General features: G+C 70.9%; 13 protein-coding genes. 9 read left to right on the forward strand and 4 right to left on the reverse strand.

Features of this window, described 5'->3' with window-relative positions:
* Positions 1 to 36: 36 nt before the first annotated feature.
* Entirely contained in the window at positions 37 to 1434 is a 1398-nt protein-coding gene (locus U5O44_RS16265) for a GntP family permease (RefSeq protein ID WP_322589462.1), read from the forward strand.
* A 30-nt stretch (positions 1435 to 1464) separates the two neighbouring features.
* On the opposite strand, the gene U5O44_RS16270 is transcribed toward U5O44_RS16265, so the two are convergent.
* The gene (locus tag U5O44_RS16270; RefSeq protein ID WP_322589463.1) at positions 1465 to 1785 is read right to left on the reverse strand and encodes a M48 metallopeptidase family protein; all 321 of its coding nucleotides are present in this window, start codon (positions 1783 to 1785) and stop codon (positions 1465 to 1467) included.
* A gap of 275 nt (positions 1786 to 2060) precedes the next feature.
* Here U5O44_RS16270 and U5O44_RS16275 point away from each other — a divergent pair, with 275 nt between their 5' ends.
* Genes U5O44_RS16275 through U5O44_RS16285 form a run of 3 tightly spaced genes read left to right on the forward strand, consistent with a single transcriptional unit; the run spans position 2061 to position 4031 of the window.
* Positions 2061 to 2264 carry a type II toxin-antitoxin system VapB family antitoxin gene (locus tag U5O44_RS16275; RefSeq protein WP_322589464.1) on the forward strand — a complete coding sequence of 68 codons (204 nt, stop codon included), beginning with the start codon at positions 2061 to 2063 and terminating at the stop codon, positions 2262 to 2264.
* Between the two features lie 5 nt (positions 2265 to 2269).
* Positions 2270 to 2653 (forward strand): type II toxin-antitoxin system VapC family toxin, encoded by a 384-nt coding sequence (locus U5O44_RS16280; RefSeq protein WP_322590517.1) that lies wholly within the window; start codon positions 2270 to 2272, stop codon positions 2651 to 2653.
* Between the two features lie 46 nt (positions 2654 to 2699).
* The gene (locus U5O44_RS16285; RefSeq protein WP_322589465.1) at positions 2700 to 4031 is read left to right on the forward strand and encodes a TIGR03862 family flavoprotein; all 1332 of its coding nucleotides are present in this window, start codon (positions 2700 to 2702) and stop codon (positions 4029 to 4031) included.
* Here the strand turns inward: U5O44_RS16285 and dnaE are convergent.
* Entirely contained in the window at positions 4010 to 7585 is a 3576-nt protein-coding gene (gene dnaE, locus U5O44_RS16290) for a DNA polymerase III subunit alpha (protein WP_322589466.1), read from the reverse strand. The two genes, U5O44_RS16285 and dnaE, sit on opposite strands and share 22 nt — an antisense overlap.
* 278 nt (positions 7586 to 7863) lie before the next feature.
* On the opposite strand from dnaE, the gene U5O44_RS16295 reads away from it, so the two are divergent.
* From U5O44_RS16295 to U5O44_RS16305, 3 genes are all read left to right on the forward strand, one after another.
* Positions 7864 to 10842, forward strand: coding sequence for a tubulin-like doman-containing protein (locus U5O44_RS16295; protein ID WP_322589467.1), 2979 nt, complete (start codon positions 7864 to 7866; stop codon positions 10840 to 10842).
* Positions 10839 to 12488, forward strand: coding sequence for an OmpA family protein (locus tag U5O44_RS16300; RefSeq protein WP_322589468.1), 1650 nt, complete (start codon positions 10839 to 10841; stop codon positions 12486 to 12488). The genes U5O44_RS16295 and U5O44_RS16300 overlap by 4 nt, the downstream gene beginning before the upstream one ends.
* A 68-nt stretch (positions 12489 to 12556) precedes the next feature.
* Positions 12557 to 13345, forward strand: a complete 789-nt coding sequence (locus U5O44_RS16305; protein WP_416222219.1) for a sulfurtransferase — start codon at positions 12557 to 12559, stop codon at positions 13343 to 13345.
* Here U5O44_RS16305 and U5O44_RS16310 read toward each other — a convergent pair.
* Together U5O44_RS16310 and U5O44_RS16315 are read right to left on the reverse strand one after the other, a co-directional pair.
* Positions 13302 to 14048: a DUF599 domain-containing protein gene (locus U5O44_RS16310; protein ID WP_322589470.1), complete on the reverse strand. Its 747-nt coding sequence runs from the start codon at positions 14046 to 14048 to the stop codon at positions 13302 to 13304. The genes U5O44_RS16305 and U5O44_RS16310 overlap by 44 nt on opposite strands.
* Before the next feature lie 51 nt (positions 14049 to 14099).
* Positions 14100 to 14810, reverse strand: coding sequence for a pirin family protein (locus U5O44_RS16315; RefSeq protein WP_322590518.1), 711 nt, complete (start codon positions 14808 to 14810; stop codon positions 14100 to 14102).
* 117 nt (positions 14811 to 14927) lie between these two features.
* On the opposite strand from U5O44_RS16315, the gene U5O44_RS16320 reads away from it, so the two are divergent.
* Both U5O44_RS16320 and gluQRS read left to right on the forward strand, forming a co-directional pair.
* Positions 14928 to 15896 carry a LysR substrate-binding domain-containing protein gene (locus U5O44_RS16320; RefSeq protein WP_322589471.1) on the forward strand — a complete coding sequence of 323 codons (969 nt, stop codon included), beginning with the start codon at positions 14928 to 14930 and terminating at the stop codon, positions 15894 to 15896.
* Entirely contained in the window at positions 15893 to 16813 is a 921-nt protein-coding gene (gene gluQRS / locus U5O44_RS16325) for a tRNA glutamyl-Q(34) synthetase GluQRS (RefSeq protein WP_322589472.1), read from the forward strand. Before U5O44_RS16320 ends, gluQRS begins: the two co-directional genes overlap by 4 nt.
* Positions 16814 to 16852: the final 39 nt, after the last annotated feature.

Below are 16852 nucleotides of genomic sequence, written 5' to 3' on the forward strand. Positions count from 1 at the left end.
ACAGACGTTCATCATCGCCCTCGGGAGGTGTCCGACATGAGCGGGCTGCTGGGCATCGTGCTGGCACTGGGACTGTTGATCTGGCTCGCCTACCGCGGCATCAGCGTGCTCGTGCTCGGGCCGCTGTGTGCGCTGCTGGCGGTGCTGCTGGCGGGTGCGCCGCTGCTGGCCAGCTACACCCAGGTGTTCATGCCGGCACTGGGACGCTTCATCGTGGCGTTCTTCCCGCTGTTCCTGCTCGGCGCCATCTTCGGCAAGCTGATGGAGGACAGCGGCTCGGCACGCTCGATCGCCCACTGGCTGGTGGCGCGCCTGGGCAGCCAGCGCGCGATCCTGGCGGTCGTGCTGGCCTGCGCCGTGCTGACGTACGGGGGTGTCTCGTTGTTCGTCGTGGCCTTCGCCATGTATCCCGTCGCGGTCGCGCTGTTCCGTGCGGCCGACATTCCGAAGCGGTTGATCCCGGCCACCATCGCGCTGGGCGCCTTCACCTTCACCATGACCGCTTTGCCGGGCACGCCGGCCATCCAGAACGCCATCCCGATGCCCTATTTCGGCACCACCGCGTTTGCCGCGCCCGGCCTGGGCGTGATCGCCGGCCTGGTCATGCTCGGGCTCGGCCTGGGCTGGCTGCGGCGTCGTGCCAGTGCGGCGCGTGCGGCGGGGGAGGGCTACGGCGCTCCTGCCCACGATGGCGATGACGAGGCGTCCGGCGCCTCTGCAGGGGCCGCGCTGCCCGCCATCGGGCCTGCGGTGGCGCCGGTGCTGGCGGTGATCGTGCTGAACTACCTGTTCAGCGCACACATCCTCCCCGCACTGGACACCAGCTACCTGGCACGGCCCGAATTCGGCGCCACTCCGATGGCGGCACTGCGTGGCCTGTGGGCGATCATTGCCGCGCTGGTGCTGTCGATCGTGCTGATGGCCGCACTCGACCGGCGCACGGTCGCCAGCCTGAACCTGTCGATCGGCGCTGGTGCCAATGCGTCGGTGATGCCGATGTTCAACACCGCCAGCCAGGTCGGCTTCGGCGCCGTGATCGCCTCGTTGCCGGCGTTTGCGCTGATCCGCGATGCCGTACTCGGGCTCGGCGGTGGCAATCCGCTGGTCTCGCTGTCCGTCGCGGTCAACATCCTGGCCGGCATCACGGGCTCGGCCTCGGGCGGCATGAGCATTGCGCTGGAGACATTGGGCGGCGCGTATGTCGAGATGGCGAATGTGGCGGGGGTGTCGATGGAGCTGATGCACCGGGTGACCGCGATCGCCACCGGGGGGCTGGATGCCCTGCCGCACAACGGCGCGGTGATCACGCTGCTGGGCATCTGCCACCTGTCCCATCGCCAGTCGTATGGGGACATTTTTGTCGTGGCCGTTGCGGTGCCGGTCGTGTCGCTGGCCACCGTGGTGGCACTGGGGACGCTAGTGGGGTCGTTCTGAGGACGGCATTGGGATAGGCGATGCCCGCGGTCACTCCCGCCACACCTCGTCCGCCAGCGTCCCCCGGTTCAGCTCCGCCCGCAGCGCCGCCCACCCCGGCAGCACCCGGTCCATCAGCGCCCGGAGCTGCGCGTCATGCCGCCGCACGATCAGGTGCGCCAGCTCATGCACGACGACGTACTCGATGCATGCCGGCCGCTGCCGCGCCAGATCGAGGTTGAGCCAGATCCGCCCGCTGGCCGGGGTGCAACTGCCCCATTTCGTCTTCATGCGCTTGATGCCCCAGGCGCTCGCCGCCACGCCGAGCACCGGCTGCCAGCGCGCCAGCAGCGCCGGGACCAGCGCCTTCAATTCCGCCCGGTACTAGGGCACGCTCTAAACTGAAGTGCAACACCGCAATGGAATCAACAGGTTGAGCCGATGGGACAAGAGTATTCAAGCCTGAGTCTGGAGGAGCGCACGCAGATTGGGCTGCTGGTCACGCAGAAGCTGACGCAGCGAGTGTTCTGGTCTCGGTTGGCTGAACACGCGGGGCGGAGCGTACCTTGCTCCGCGCCCAGCACAGGAATCGCACCTGGTGTTGAATATGATGCCAACCATCATCCATCCAGATGCAGGTGCCCGCCATGAGAACCACCGTCACCCTCGACGACGAGCTGTATGAACAGGCCCTCGCCATGGCCGATCCCACCATGGACAAGGCCGATCTTTTCCGGGAGGCGGTCAAGACCTTCGTGCGGGTGCAGGCGGCCAAGCGGCTGGCGGCGCTGGGTGGGGCCGTGCCGGACATGCAGGACGTGCCACGCCGCCAGGAAGCGCCTGCGGCGTGAGCGCCATGGCCTGCGTGCTCGTCGACACCTCCGTCTGGGTGGATCACTTTCGCCACCACAACGGCGCACTGGTGGCCCTGCTCAGCCTGGACATGGCCTGGACACACCCGATGGTGGTGGCCGAACTCGCTTGCGGGACACCCCCGGCACCACGCCAGCAGACACTCGACAATCTCAGGCAGCTCCAGCCCGTTCGGCAGGCCACGCTGTCTGAGGTGATGGCGCTGATCGAGCGCGAGCGCTTGTACGGGCTGGGATGCGGGCTGGTGGATCTGGTGCTGCTCGCCTCGACTTGCATCACGCCGGGGGCCACGCTGTGGACGCTGGACAAGCGGCTGGCCGGGCTGGCCGCACGGATGGGCGTGTGCCACGGGCCTGCTGCGCATTAGCGGCTGTCGGCTGTCTCGTGCCGGTTCGGGGCACTAGACTCCCGCGATGACTACGCCCCTCCGTTCCGCCCAGCCCCCCCGCGTCGCCGTCATCGGCGGCGGCCCCGCCGGCCTCATGGCCGCCGAAACCCTCCTCGCCGGCGGCGCCCGCGTCGCGCTCTACGACGCCATGCCCTCCGTCGGCCGCAAGTTCCTGCTGGCCGGCAAGGGTGGCCTGAACCTCACCCACGCCGAGCCCGCCGCCACCTTCCGCGCCCGCTACGCCGAGCGCCAGCCCGAGGTCTCCGCCTGGCTCGACCGGCTCGACGCCGACGGCCTGCGCGCCTGGGCGGGCGAACTGGGCATCTCCACCTTCGTCGGCAGCTCCGGCAAGGTCTTCCCGGCCGAGATGAAGGCCGCGCCGCTGCTGCGCGCCTGGCTGCACCGGCTGCGCGCGGCCGGCCTGACGCTGCACATGCGCCACCGCTGGAATGGCGCCCTGACCGCTGCACCTGCCGAGGCCACCGAGGCGGGCCGCTGGACACTCCAGTTCGACACCCCGACCGGCGCGAAGACCGTTCACGCCGACGCCGTCGTGCTGGCGCTGGGCGGCGCGAGCTGGGCGCGGCTCGGCTCGGACGGCGCGTGGCAGCCGTGGCTGGCGGGGCAGGGCGTGGATGTGCGCCCGCTGGTGCCGTCCAACTGCGGCTTCGACATCGCCTGGAGCTCCCACCTGCGGGACAAGCACGCCGGCGCGCCGCTCAAGGGCGTGCGCCTGACCTTCACCGACCGCCTCGGCCACCACTTCAGCCGCCTCGGCGAAGCCGTGGTCAGCGCGGACGGCCTCGAAGGCAACCTCGTCTATGCCGCATCCGCCTTGCTGCGCGACGAGATCGCGGCGAACGGCCACGCCGACCTGCACCTCGACCTGCTGCCCGCCAAGGACTTGCCGACGCTGACCGCCGCGCTGGCCAAGGGCCGCGGCGCCCGCTCAATGCCGAACCACCTGAAGGAGCAAGCCGGGCTGGCCGGCGTGAAGGCGGCGCTGCTGCGCGAGGGGCTGGACGCGGCGCAGTGGACCGCGCTGTGCGCCGACCCGGCTGCGCTGGCCGGTCGCATCAAGGCGCTGCCGCTGCGCCTGAACGCGCCGCGCCCGATCGACGAGGCGATCAGCAGCGCGGGCGGCGTGCGGCTGGAGGCGATGGACGCGGGGCTGATGCTCGCGGCGCTGCCGGGCGTGTGCTGCGCCGGCGAGATGCTCGACTGGGAAGCGCCGACCGGCGGCTACCTGCTGACGGCGTGTTTCGCGAGCGGGCGCGTGGCGGGGCAGGGTGTGCTGGACTGGTGGGCGGCGACAGGTGCCGCCACCGCCCCGGCTCAGGCCGTCTCGTCGCTGTAGACCAGCCGCGCCGCGCCGCGCGTCTGCGCCTTCCACCACGCCAGCGCGGCGTCGCTCGGGAAGAAGCGCACCGCATCGCCGAGGTCCACATCCCCAGTGGCCGTCGCGCGCTGGATGCGCAGGCGCACGTTCACGCCCTGCGGCCGGGTCTCCTCGCCGTACTCGGACGGCGGCGCCGGACGCGCCGGGTGGTCGGCCAGCAGTTGCTCGAACGCCGGCAGCGTGTCGGTCACCGGGACGAGCAGGTGCCGCGCCCGCTGGCTGCGCGCCGTGGCGAGGTCGGTGATCTGCTGCACGTTGAAGCGCAGACCGCCGCTGAAACGGTCGTTCTGCACCTTGCCGGTGAGGATGAGCAGCTCGTCGTCCTTGAGCTGCGCCAGGTGCGCGTTGAGCAGATCTTCGGCCACCACCGACTCGATCGCGGCGGTCTTGTCGTCGAACTTGAAGATCGCCGCCTTGCCGCGCTGACCATTCACGATGCGCAGGTCGGCGACGATGCCGGCCAGGGTCTGCGGCTCGCGGCTGTCCTGCGCGTCACCGATGCAGCGGCGGGCGAACTGGCGCACCTCGGCTTCGACCTGGTCGAACAGGTGGCCCGAGAAGTAGTAGCCCAGCGCCACCTTCTCGTGCGTCAGCCGCGTCTTCACGTCCCAGGTCTCGACGGCGGGGTAGTCCGGCTCGCGGGTCGAGCTGCCGTGGTTGTCGCCGGCATCGCCGAAGTCGAACAGGCCGCCCTGGTCCGCGTGCGCCGCCTGTGAATCGGCGTATTCGAGCGCGAGGCTGACGCTGGCGAGCAACTGCGCCCGGCCGTCGAGCCCGAGCGGGTGCAGCTTGTCGAAGGCACCGGCCTTGATGAGCGCCTCGATCACGCGCTTGTTGAGGCTCTTGCGGTCCACGCGGGCCGCGAAGTCGAAGATCGAGCGGAACGGCCCGCCCTCGGTGCGGGCGCGCAGGATGGCCTCGATGGCGCCCTGGCCCGTGCCTTTGACGGCGCCCAGGCCGTAGCGGATCAGCTTGTTGCCGGCCTTGCCCGGCGCCGGCTCGAAGCGGTAGACGCCGACGTTCACGTCCGGTGCCTCGAAGCCGATCCCGAAGTTCTTCATCGCATCGTCGCGCAGCACCTTGAGCTTGTCGGTGTCGTCGAGTTCGATGGTCATGTTGGCCGCGAAGAACTCGGCCGTGTGGTGGACCTTGATCCAGCCCGTGTGGTACGCCAAGAGCGAGTAGGCGGCGGCGTGCGACTTGTTGAAGCCGTAGCCCGCGAACTTCTCCATCAGGTCGAAGACCTCGTCGGCCTTGTCCTGGCTGATGTCCTTCTCGGCCGCGCCCTTGCGGAAGATGGCGCGGTGGGTGGCCATCTCGTCGGCCTTCTTCTTGCCCATCGCGCGGCGCAGCATGTCCGCGCCGCCCAGGCTGTAGCCGCCCAGCACCTGCGCGGTCTGCATCACCTGTTCCTGGTAGACCATGATCCCGTAGGTCTCGGCGAGCACCTTCTCCACCAGCGGGTGCGGGTACTCGACCACCTCGCGGCCGTGCTTGCGCGCGACGAAACTTGGGATCAGGTCCATCGGACCGGGGCGGTAGAGCGCGTTCAGCGCGATCAGGTCTTCCAGCCGGCTCGGCTTGGCGTCGCGCAGCATGCGCTGCATCCCGCCCGATTCGAACTGGAACACCGCCTCGGTCAGCCCGTCGGAGAACAGCCGGTAGACGGCGGCGTCGTCGAGCGGGATGGTCTCGAAGGCGAAGTCCTTGCGGTGTTCATGGCGGGTGACGATGAACTCCTTGGCGAGTTCGAGGATTGTCAGCGTCGCCAGTCCCAGGAAGTCGAACTTCACGAGGCCGATCGCCTCCACATCGTCCTTGTCGTACTGGCTGACCGCCGAGTCGCTGCCGGGCTGCTGGTACTGCGGGCAGAAGTCGGTGATCTTGCCCGGCGCGATCAGCACGCCGCCGGCGTGCATGCCGATGTTGCGCACCATGCCTTCCACGCGCATCGCCAGCTTGAGCAGCTCGGCCACCTCCTCCTCGTTCTTCTCGCGCACCTCCAGCTCGGGCGCTTCCTTGCGGGCGTAGATGACGCCGCCGTCCGGCTCGTCCGGCACCAGCGCGAGCGTCACCGACTTGCCCGGCGGGGCGGGGATCAGCTTGGCAATCGAGTCGACGTGCCCGTAGCCCATGCCGAGCACGCGGCCGATGTCGCGCAGCGCGGCCTTGGCCGCCATCGTGCCGAAGGTGGCGATCTGGCTCACGGCGGGGCGGCCGTAGCGCTCCTTGACGTAGTCGATGACGCGGTCGCGGTTGCCCTGGCAGAAGTCGATGTCGAAGTCGGGCATCGACACCCGCTCGGGGTTCAGGAAGCGCTCGAACAGCAGGTTGTATTGCAGCGGGTCGAGGTCGGTGATCGACAGCGCGTAGGCGACCAGCGAGCCGGCGCCGGACCCCCGCCCTGGGCCGACCGGGCAGCCGTTGGCTTTGGCCCAGCGGATGAAGTCCGACACGATCAGGAAGTAGCCGGGAAAGCCCATCTTCAGGATCGTCGTCAGCTCGAACTCCAGCCGCTCGACGTAGCGTGCGCGCTCCGCGTCGCGCTTGGCCACGTTCGGGTAGAGCAGCTTCAGGCGGTCCTCCAGGCCCTCGAAGGAGAGCTGGCGGAAGTAGTCGGCCATCGGCATCGGCGTGCCGTCGGCCAGCAGCGGCGTCGGGAAGTTCGGCAGTTGCGGCTTGCCCAGCACCAGCGTCAGGCTGCAGCGGCGCGCGATCTCGGCCGTGTTCTCCAGCGCAGCGGGCAGGTCGGCGAAGAGCGCGGCCATCTCGGCCTGCGTCTTGAAATGCTGGTCGCGGCCGAAGCGCCGCACGCGCTTGGCGTTGCCGATCGTGTCGCCTTCGGCCACGCAGACGCGCGCCTCGTGGGCGTCGAAGTCATCGGCTTCGAGGAACTGGATGGGGTGCGTGGCGACCACCGGCAGCTTGAGCTTGGCGGCCAGCGGCACGGTGGCGCGCACGTTGGCCTCGTGGCCGGGGAGCTGGGCGCGCTGCACCTCCAGATAGAAGCGCGTCGGGAACAGCGCCGCCAGCCGCTTCGCCAGATCACGCGCCCGGGGCTGATCCCCCATCGCCAGCGCCTGCCCCACGCAGCCCATCACGCCGCCGGACAGCACGATCAGCCCCTCGCCCAGTTCCTCCAGCCACGCCCACTTCAACCAGGCCTGGTTGTTGCGCTGCACGTTGGTGATCCAGGCCCGCGACAGCAACTCGCACAGGTTCAGGTAGCCCTGCCGGTTCTGCACCAGCAGCAGCAGCCGGGAAGGGGGCCGCGCATCGCCTGCGGTGGCCGGGCCTTCGGGTTCGAGCCAGATGTCCGCGCCCAGCAGCGGCTGCACGCCTTTCTTGCGGGCGGCGTTGTAGAACTTGATGGCGCCGAACAGGTTCGACAGGTCGGTGATGGCCATGGCGGCCTGGCCGTCCTTGGCGGCCGCCTTGACGGCGTCGTCGATCCGCAGGGTGCCATCGACGACGGAGTATTCGGTGTGGGTGCGCAGGTGGACAAAATGCATCCGGTGATTGTAGGCAGCGGCCTCACGGCGCGAGCCTGTCAAGGGGGTGGCCACGAATGTGCCGGATGTTCCTGATGTCGCGCAAAGTGCCAATTCCGACCCCGGGCTTGAATTGAGAATATCGCAAAATGGCGGCGCTTTACCCCCTCTGTCGTCGTTGCGATGTCGGTCTGCACGGGGTAAGTTGTCCGGCGTTCGACCCATACCCTCTTCACCTGCCGCTGCGGACCCCACGCGGCGGCGGTCTGCACGACTTGCATCCTAGGTACGACCATTACATGAACCATTTGATTCTCGGGCTCGGGGGAGCCGGTATCAGGGTCTGGCAGGCGCTGCAGCAGCGCCTGCAGGCCCGTGTGGAGGGCGGGCCGATCAGCCGTCGCCCGGCCGTCGAGGCGGTGTTGCTGGACACCGATGCCCGCCCGCTGGCCGACAACGCCCCGGGCTGGCGTGTCCTGGGTGTGCGCAGCATGCCGCCGGCCGCACAGCGCGTGTTGCTCACGGCCGATGGCGAGGCGCTCGCCAGCTTGCTGCAGGCCCGCACCGACCTGCGCTCCACCGTGGCACCGGACGGCACCGGCTGGATGGCGCGCCTGCAGCAGCTCGGCGCTGTGGACGGGCCGCTGTCGCGCGTGGCCCTGCGCCTGCCGGGCTGGCCGACACGCCGGCTCGGCCGGCTGCTGCTGTCGCTGCACCAGGCGCGTGTGCGCTGTGCCATCGATGCGGCCGTGCAGGCGCTGCAGGCCCGCACCTCCGACCCGACCCTCACCGTGCACGTCGTCGCCCACCTGGGGGGCACGACCGGCGCCGGTCTGCTGCTGGACATGCTGGCGCTGCTGCAGCGCCACCCGCCCGCGCAGCGCTTCGACGTGCAGGTCCATGTCGAGCTGCCGGACCTCGACACGGCGGGCGACCATCCGGCTCCCTTGTCCGAAGTCCAGGCCTATGCGGCACTGCGCGAGCTGCAGGCGGCCGCCCAGTCCGGCGCTTTCTCGCTGTGTTTCCTGGGGGCGATGACCGATGAGCGTGGTCTGCAGCCACGCGATGCCGCCGGTCGCGAGCAGCGGCTGGCGGACTGGCTGTTCCACCGGGTCGGCGAAGCGGCCTCTGCGTCGACGTCTGCCGCGGCCCGGCGGACGGGCGAATTTGCCGCCTATGGCGTGGCTGAACGCAGCGCCGACCGCCACGCCGTGCGCACCCACCTGAGCCACGAGCTGATGCTGCGGCTGCTGGCCCAGCTGCGCTACAACCACTGGCGCGCCGGCCTCGGCTTCGTCGCCCATCCGCGGGCCGGCGGCACGGAAGTCCTGGGTGATCTGCTGAACGCCTGGGGACTGAGCGAGGCGCATTTCCAGCTCGCCGTGCCCTTGCCCGAAATCGACGGCGATGCGCTGCCCACCCTCTCGATCGAGCAGGAGTGGAAGATGCTGGAGACGCACTTCGTCGGCCTGATCGCGCTGGTCGCACCCTCGCGCCGCATCAACGAGCTGCGCCGCCTGTTCGACCAGGGTCTGGCCGAGCGCTTCCGCGGCCAGGGCATCGAGGCCGTGTTCGACCAGCCCGACCACACGCTGCGCCGCCGTGCGGTGGTGGTGCGTCAGCGGGTCGAGACCAGCCTGTGGGAGGACTGGCGCCAGGGCCGGCGTGCCCTGCACGACTGCGGGCAGCTGCTGGCCACCGTGCTGGCCGATCTGGCCGACCGCATCGAGCCGATGCGCCAGGAGCAGCGCGGGCTGGAGACGCAGGCCACCGTGCTGAACCGACAGCTCGACACGCTGGAGCAGGCGGCCACCGGGCCGCTGCAGGCGCTGGGCCTGCTGCGGGGCGTGCGCGAGCGCGACCTGAACGAGGCGACGACACTGCTGCGCGAATATGCGCTGGCCCGCACCCGCTCCAGCGCCATCACGCTGAGCCTGCGGCTGCTGGCCGAGGTGCAGTCGCAGCTCACCACGCTGCAGGGCATGGTCGATGCGAGCGAGATGGCCGTGGCCACGCTGGCCGAGGAAACCGATGTCGCGGCCACTGCCGCCCTGCCGCCGCTCAATGTGGCCGACGCCGACGGCCGGCTCGACACCCGCGAGCTGCTGGCGCACTGGCGCACCCAGCTGGTCACCCGCGAGTCCGTGCAGCGTGAACACCTGCGGGTGTTGCGTACCGGCCTGTTCACGCAGCTGGGCGAGCAGGCCAGCTTCCGTGTGTTTGCGCAGCGTTTTGGCGAACAGGACACCTGCGACGCGCTGCTGGGCGCCTGCGCCCGGCGCCTGCCGCCGGCCGCGCTGCAGCCGGTGGTGTCTGCCGCCTGGGATGCCTGGGTGATGCGGCTGCACGGGGAGTCCGATGCTGCTGCGCGTGACCTCTCCAGTCTGCTGACCCGCGCCAGCGCCGGTCTGGCCTGGCTGCCGACGGTGGCCGGTCGGGACACGGCTGCGGTGGTGGTGCAGGATCTGCTGCGTGTGCCGGCGGCGCCGCAGCCCGACACGGCGCAGGAGGCCATGGCGGAGGCGTCCGGTGCGTCCGAGTCCTCGTCGTCCGAAGACGGCAGTGGGGACGGCAGTGGAGGCGCACTCGTGGTCGAGCGACCCGTGCAGCGTGCGGTGCCCGCACTGCCGAGCGTGGCCGAACTGGTCCACCGCATCGGCCGTGTGCAGACGCAGGTCCAGGAACTGCCGGAAGGACAGGGCGAGCTGGTGCTGCTGCGCACGGTGCGCGGTCTGCCGCTGCAGGCGCTGCCGCGGGTCCAGGAGCTGCACCTGCGCCATGAGGCCCACCGCCTGCAGGCCGGGCGGGCGGCGCTCTGGCTGCAGCTCGACGACCATGCCGAGCTGCCCGAACTGCTGGCCGCCGATGTGGACGCGCAGAAGGCGCGGGCCCGCTCGGTGGTGCTGCTGGCCGAGGCTTTCGGGCTGCTGCGCGAGGACAGCGATCCGGTCAGCGGCGAGCCGATGCTGCTGCATGTGCGGCTGGACGAGGACGGGTTCGAGCTGGACCGGGTCTGCCTGGGCCGTGGCCCGGTGGAGGCGGTGGAGCAGTCGCGCGAGCGCGTGCTGCACGACCTCCACGACGCGGTGACGCTGGCCCTGCAGGCGCAGGACATGCAGCAGATCCACACCCAGACCGCGTTGCGCGACGCGATGCGTCAGCGCATCGAGCTGCTGCGCAGCCAGGCCGCGCCTGTGCAGCGCGACGCCATCAGCCGCGACTGGAACGAAGCGGCCCGTGCCGCCATGAAACTGGCCAGACAGGAAACCGTGCAATGAGCCGAGGTGTGTGTACCAATTTGCCCGCCGCTTGCAGCCAGGCTGCAGCCCGGGCCGAACTGCCGTGTCCGGACCAGGATGCCCGCTGTCCGACGTGCGGCGCGGCCCTGCTGCCGCTGGGCGACGGTGGGCTGGAGCGCAAGGGCGCCGGTGCGTTGCGCTGGGTGTCGTCGTCGCTGGTCGTGGCGCTGGCGCTGGGAGCGGGCTGGACCTGGTGGTCCTCCGGGGCGACGTCCGGCGCGGCGGGGCAGGAGGCGAATGCCTCGTCGGTCTCTCCCGCCGCGCTGGCGGTGGCGCAGGCCGCCTCGGCCATCGAGAACGAGCCGCCCGGTGTCGGCACCCCCCAGGTCTTCACCCTGCACGGCATGGATGCCCTGGGCCCCCTGCTGAGCGCGGAGCTGCTGGAGGCCTTCCTGACGCAGGAGGGCCATGTGGAGGTCCACCGCAGTCCGCCGGATCCCCGTGGCGCCGTGCTGGTCTCTGCCCGGCGGCCCGGGGGACTGCGCCAGGACATCCGGCTCGAATTCGACGGAGGCTCCGCTGCGCCGAACGCGGCCAGCCTGCGCCGGGTCTCGTCGACTTCCGGGGACGAGCTGAAGGACAACCAGGTGCTGGTGGGCATGGACGCGCTCGCCGTGGTCGTGCACCCGGGCAATCCGATGGAGCGCATCAGCCTCTCGCAGCTGCGCGAGCTGCTCGGGGGGCGGGTGGTCGATGGCGCCAGGCTGGGGGGCACGGCCGGTCCGGTCCGGGTGAATGTGCGCAGCGAGGGCGCCGACAGCTGGACGCTGGTGTGGCACCAGGTGCTGGGCAGCGCGAGCGCGGCTGCGGATCTGCAGCGCCACGGCTCGGATGCGGACCTGGTCACCGCCGTCACGGCCGATGAGCACGCCCTCGGGCTGGTGCCGCTGTCGGCGGTCGGCTCGGCCAAGGTGCTGGCGGTGGTCGACTCGATCGGTTCGGTCTGGAAACCCACCCCCGAGTCGGTCGCGGCCGAACGTTACCCGTTGACACACCGGCTGGTGGTGCAGCTGCCGGCCGCACCGTCGCCGGTGGCCCTGCGTTATGCCCAGTTCCTGGCCGGTCCGGCCGGGCAGAGCCGGCTGCGCAGCGGTGGTCTGGCCAGCGCGGCGCCGGTGCTGATCGACCAGGCGAATGTGGGTCCGCTGGCGGTGGGTGCGGCCGTGAAGCAGCCCAAGGACTACCTCGCGCTGATCCGCGGCGCACAGCTGATGACCGGGCGCATCGGTTTTGCGTCCGAATCGGCCGAGCTGGACGCGGTGGCCCGTGCCGATGTCGACCGCCTGGCGCGCCAGCTCAAGGAGCAGGTGGCGGCCAAGCCGGTCTCGGTGATGGTGCTGGGCGTGGCCAACGACCCGGGCGGTTTCTGTGCCAACCGCACGCTGTCGGACCAGCGGGCCGCCAGCGTGGCGGATGCCCTGACGGCACAAGGTGTGCCGGTGCGGGTCGTGCGCGGTGTCGGCCGGTTCGCGCCGGCGCCGGTGGTCGGCGCCGAGGATGCGGCCCGCGAGCGCCGGGTCGAGGTCTGGGTGTCCGAGGCGCCCGTGCGCCAGCCGGCGCCGATCCGGTGCATCTCTGGCAACGGGCAGGTCGCCATGGTGGGGGCCGCGGCGTCGGCGCCTTGATGCCGTGACACGCGGCATGCAGCCTGCTTGATCTAGGCGGGGGGTGTTCGGGCGCCGGCCTTTCTACAATCGGCGCCGTGAACACCTCCACCCCCGCCCCCATCCTCAACATCTCCACCTACAAGTTCGTCACGCTGGTCGATCCCGAGACCTTGCGGGCCCAGTTGCAGGGCAACGCCGCGGCGAACCACCTCAAGGGCACGATCCTGCTGGCCGAGGAGGGCATCAACCTCTTCCTGGCCGGCCCGGCCGACGGTGTACGCAGCTTCGTGGCCTATCTGCGCACCGAACCGCGCTTCGCCGACCTGGCGCCCAAGGAAAGCTGGAGTGCCACCACGCCCTTCCTGCGCCTGAAGGTCAAGGTCAAGCGCGAGATCATCCGCATGAACCACCCGAGCATCCACCCCGAAGCGGGCCGTGCGCCGAGCGTGGCGCCCGCGGTGCTGGCGCGCTGGCTGGCGCAGGGCCATGACGACGATGGCCGTCCGGTCGTCACGCTCGACACCCGCAACGCCTTCGAGATCGACCATGGCACCTTCGTCGGCACGATCGACTGGCGCATCTCGAAGTTCAGCGAGTTTCCGCAGGCGGTGCTGGACCACCGCGCCGAGCTGGAGGGCAAGACCGTCGTGAGCTTCTGCACCGGCGGCATCCGCTGCGAGAAGGCGGCGATCTACCTGCAGGACATCGGCCTCGACCATGTCTACCAGCTCGAAGGCGGCATCCTGAAATACTTCGAGGAAACCGACGGCGCGCCCGGCTGGCAGGGCGGCTGCTTCGTCTTCGATGCACGCGAGGCGCTCGGGGCGCAGCTCACTCCGCTGCGGGCGGACGCGGGGACTCCACCGGTTCGTTGAGCACCGCCAGCACGTCGGAGTGGAACTCGCGCCGGAACAGCACGGCGATCACCCCCACGGTGCCCACCACGAACGCCAGCGGCGACAGCAGCCACAGCACCGTGGCGAAGCTCAGGTAGACCGCCCGCAGCCCGTCGTTGAAGGTTTCCGCCGCCAGCCCGAGGATGTGGCCGGCCCGCTCGGCATGGCGGCGGCGCAGGTCCGGGTCGGCGGCGGCCTCGAAGTCCTTGGCCGATGGGGTGGCGCCGATCAGCAGGGCGCCGAAGCTGTACTGCCGCATCGACCAGGTGAAGCGGAAGAAGGCATGCACGAAGATGCCGGTCAGCACCAGCAGCTTCAGGTCGAGCACCAGCGTGGTCGTCGGCGTGGTGAAGGGCAGGTCGTGCACCATCTCGGCCGTCTTGTCCCCGGCGCCGATCGCCGCGACCAGGCCGCCGATGATGAAGATCGTCGTCGAGGCGAAGAAGCTCGGGCTGGAGGCCATGCTCTGCGAGACCGCGGCGTCGACGATGCGGTTGTCGCGGAAGGTGGCCTCGTGCATCCAGTCCAGCCGCAGCCGGTTGGTGGTGGCCAGCACCGAAGGCCGCCGCTGTGAGCGCGCCTTGGCGAAGCGGACATAGCCGATCCAGCCGGTGAAGAAGGTCAGCAGCGCCAGCCAGTCGGCCAGCGGCAGCACCCGGAGTGCACGCATCAGGAAGTCCATGGCGGGACTGTAGCGCGCAGCGGACGGGCTGGCCGGTGGCCGGTGACCGGATCAGGCCTCCAGGTCGAACACCAGCACCTCGGCGTCTTCGCCCTGTCCGATCACCAGCCCGGACTCCTGCGCCAGCAGCAGCGCGTCGCCGGCTTCCAGCGCGTGGCCGTTGACCGTGAGCCGGCCGCGGGCCAGATGGACGTAGGCCTTGCGGGCGGGGTCGAGCGCCAGTGTGGCGGATTCGTCGCCGTCGAACTGGCCCGCCCACAGGCGTGCATCCGCATTGAGCTGCAGCGTGGCCTGCGCCGCGTCCGCCGCGCCGGCCGGCGCGCCGACCAGGTGCAGGCGCCCGCGCTTGTCGGCTGGCGCGATGGTCTGCTGGTCATAGCTCGGCGGCAGGTCGCGTGCGGCCGGCAGCAACCAGATCTGCAGCAAGTGCGCGGTCTCGGTGGCCTGGTTCATCTCGCTGTGGCGCACGCCGGTGCCCGCGCTCATGCGCTGGACCTCGCCGGGGCGGATGGCCGCGCCGTGGCCCAGGCTGTCGCGGTGGGTCAGCTCGCCGGCGAGCATGTAGGTGACGATCTCCATGTCGCGGTGGCCGTGCAGGCCGAAGCCGCGGTGGCCGGCGACGCGGTCGTCGTTGATGACCCGCAGATTGCCCCAGCCCATGTGCGCCGGGTCGAAGTAGTCGGCGAAGGAGAAGCTGTGGTAGCTGTCGAGCCAGCCGTGCTGGGCGTGGCCACGGGCGAGGGAGGGGCGCAGGGTGATCATGGCGGTGCCTTGTGTGGAGGTGTCCATGATGCGCGCCGGGGGTTCTGCCGAGGCGGCTGCGGCGTGATGGCATCATTCAAAAGACTTGAATTCCAGCGCCTGCGCGCCCCGCCGCCGATGACCGACCGCCGCCACGCCCTCACGCCCGAAGCCCTGGAGATGATGGACACCATCGCCCGCACCGGCAGCTTCGCTGCCGCCGCACGCGAGCTGGGCAAGGTGCCCTCGGCGCTCACCTACAGCGTGCGCCAGCTGGAGGAGGCGCTCGATGTGCTGCTGTTCGACCGCAGCTCGCGCCAGGCGCAGCTCACCGCGGCCGGTGCCGAGCTGCTGCACGAGGGCCGTCGGCTGCTGGCGCAGATGGACGCGGTCGCCAACCGGGTGCAGCGCGTGGCCACCGGCTGGGAGACGACGCTGGCGATCGCGGTGGACAACATCGTGGCGCCGCGGGCGATCTTCGACCTGATCGAGGCGTTCTATGCGCTGCGCTGCACCGAGTCGCCCGACGCCGGGCCGCTGCCGACACGGCTCAAGCTGCGCAACGAGGTGATGGCGGGCACGCTGGAGGCGCTGCTGAACGGCCATGCTGACCTGGTCATCGGCCTGGGGGTGGACGCGCCACTGCCGCAGGGCGTGCAGTCGGCGCCGCTGGGCACGCTGGAGATGCTGCTGGCGGTGGCGCCGCACCACCCGCTGGCGGCGCTGCCCGAGCCGCTGTCGCTGGAAACCGTGGCGCAGCACCGCGTCGTCGCCCTGGCCGACACCGCCCAGCGCCTGGACCGCCAGACCCACGGCATCCAGCCGGGGCAGGACGTGCTCACGGTGCCGTCGCTGGTGGCCAAGCTGGAGGCGCAGATCCGCGGCCTGGGCTGCGGCCGGCTGCCCGAGCCGCTGCTGCGCGCGCACGTCGCCGCCGGCCGGCTGGTCGTCAAGCGCACCGAGGCGCCGCCGACCCGGTTCGAGATGCGCTATGCGTGGCGCGGCGGGCCGGGCATGGGGCGGGCGCTGGCCTGGTGGCTGCAGCAACTGGAAAGCCCCGTGACGCGGCTGGCGCTGCTGGAGCAGCACGCCGGCCTCATCCTGTGAGCAGCGCAGGGGCCGCACCGGGCTACGTCGGCCGCTTCGCGCCGTCACCGACCGGGCCGCTGCACGCCGGCTCGATGGTCGCCGCGCTGGCCTCGTGGCTGGATGCGCGGGCGCACGGCGGGCGCTGGCTGGTGCGCATCGAGGACGTGGACACGCCACGCTGCATGCCCGGCGCGGATGCCGAGATCCTGCGCCAGCTCGCCGCCTGCGGGCTGCTGCCGGACGAGCCGCCGGTGTGGCAGTCGCGCCGCGGTGATCTGTACGGCCGCGCGCTGGAGGCGCTGCACGCGGCGGGTCTCGCGTATGGCTGCCGCTGCACGCGCCGCGAGATCGCGCTGGCGCTGGCCGCCGCGGGTCACGACCGCACGCGCCACGGCGAACTGGTCTATCCCGGCACCTGCCGTCCTGGGGGCGCGCGGCCCGTGCCGTGGGCCGAGGCGCGGGCGGTGCGGCTGCTGACCGTGCAGGCCGACGGCGCCGAGGTCTGCATCGACTGGCACGACGAGCGGCTTGGCCCGCAGCAGCAGAACCTCACCCGCGAGGTCGGCGACTTCGTGCTGCGCCGCGCGGACGGGCTGTGGGCCTACCAGCTCGCGGTGGTGGTCGACGATGCGGCACAGGGCGTGACCCATGTTGTCCGCGGCGAAGACCTGGCCGACAACACGCCGCGGCAGGTCTGGCTGCAGCGCTGCCTGGGCCTGCCGACGCCGCGTTACCGCCACACGCCGCTGGTGCGGGACGCGCAGGGAGAGAAGCTGTCCAAGCAGACCGGGGCGGCGGCGATCGACACGCACGCGCCGCTGGCGGTGCTGCAGGCGGCGGCGCGGGCGCTGGACTTGTCGGTACCTGTGCATATTGATGTGAGTCAATTCCTGATGGCCGCGGTACCGGCCTGGGCCAATCGGTGTCAAGTGTGACAAGCGTCGCATGGCGGTGAAAACTGGTGGCATGATCGC

Origin of the sequence: Sphaerotilus sp. (assembly GCF_034519685.1) — a bacterium.
Taxonomy (GTDB): Bacteria; Pseudomonadota; Gammaproteobacteria; order Burkholderiales; family Burkholderiaceae_C; genus Sphaerotilus.

Coding starts and splice junctions, on each gene's coding strand:
- U5O44_RS16265 (WP_322589462.1), top strand. CDS start 37: ATGAGCGGGCTGCTGGGCATCGTGCTGGCACTGGGACTGTTGATCTGG.
- U5O44_RS16275 (WP_322589464.1), top strand. CDS start 2,061: ATGAGAACCACCGTCACCCTCGACGACGAGCTGTATGAACAGGCCCTC.
- U5O44_RS16280 (WP_322590517.1), top strand. CDS start 2,270: ATGGCCTGCGTGCTCGTCGACACCTCCGTCTGGGTGGATCACTTTCGC.
- U5O44_RS16285 (WP_322589465.1), top strand. CDS start 2,700: ATGACTACGCCCCTCCGTTCCGCCCAGCCCCCCCGCGTCGCCGTCATC.
- dnaE (WP_322589466.1), bottom strand. CDS start 7,585: ATGCATTTTGTCCACCTGCGCACCCACACCGAATACTCCGTCGTCGAT.
- U5O44_RS16295 (WP_322589467.1), top strand. CDS start 7,864: ATGAACCATTTGATTCTCGGGCTCGGGGGAGCCGGTATCAGGGTCTGG.
- U5O44_RS16300 (WP_322589468.1), top strand. CDS start 10,839: ATGAGCCGAGGTGTGTGTACCAATTTGCCCGCCGCTTGCAGCCAGGCT.
- U5O44_RS16310 (WP_322589470.1), bottom strand. CDS start 14,048: ATGGACTTCCTGATGCGTGCACTCCGGGTGCTGCCGCTGGCCGACTGG.
- U5O44_RS16315 (WP_322590518.1), bottom strand. CDS start 14,810: ATGATCACCCTGCGCCCCTCCCTCGCCCGTGGCCACGCCCAGCACGGC.
- U5O44_RS16320 (WP_322589471.1), top strand. CDS start 14,928: ATGACCGACCGCCGCCACGCCCTCACGCCCGAAGCCCTGGAGATGATG.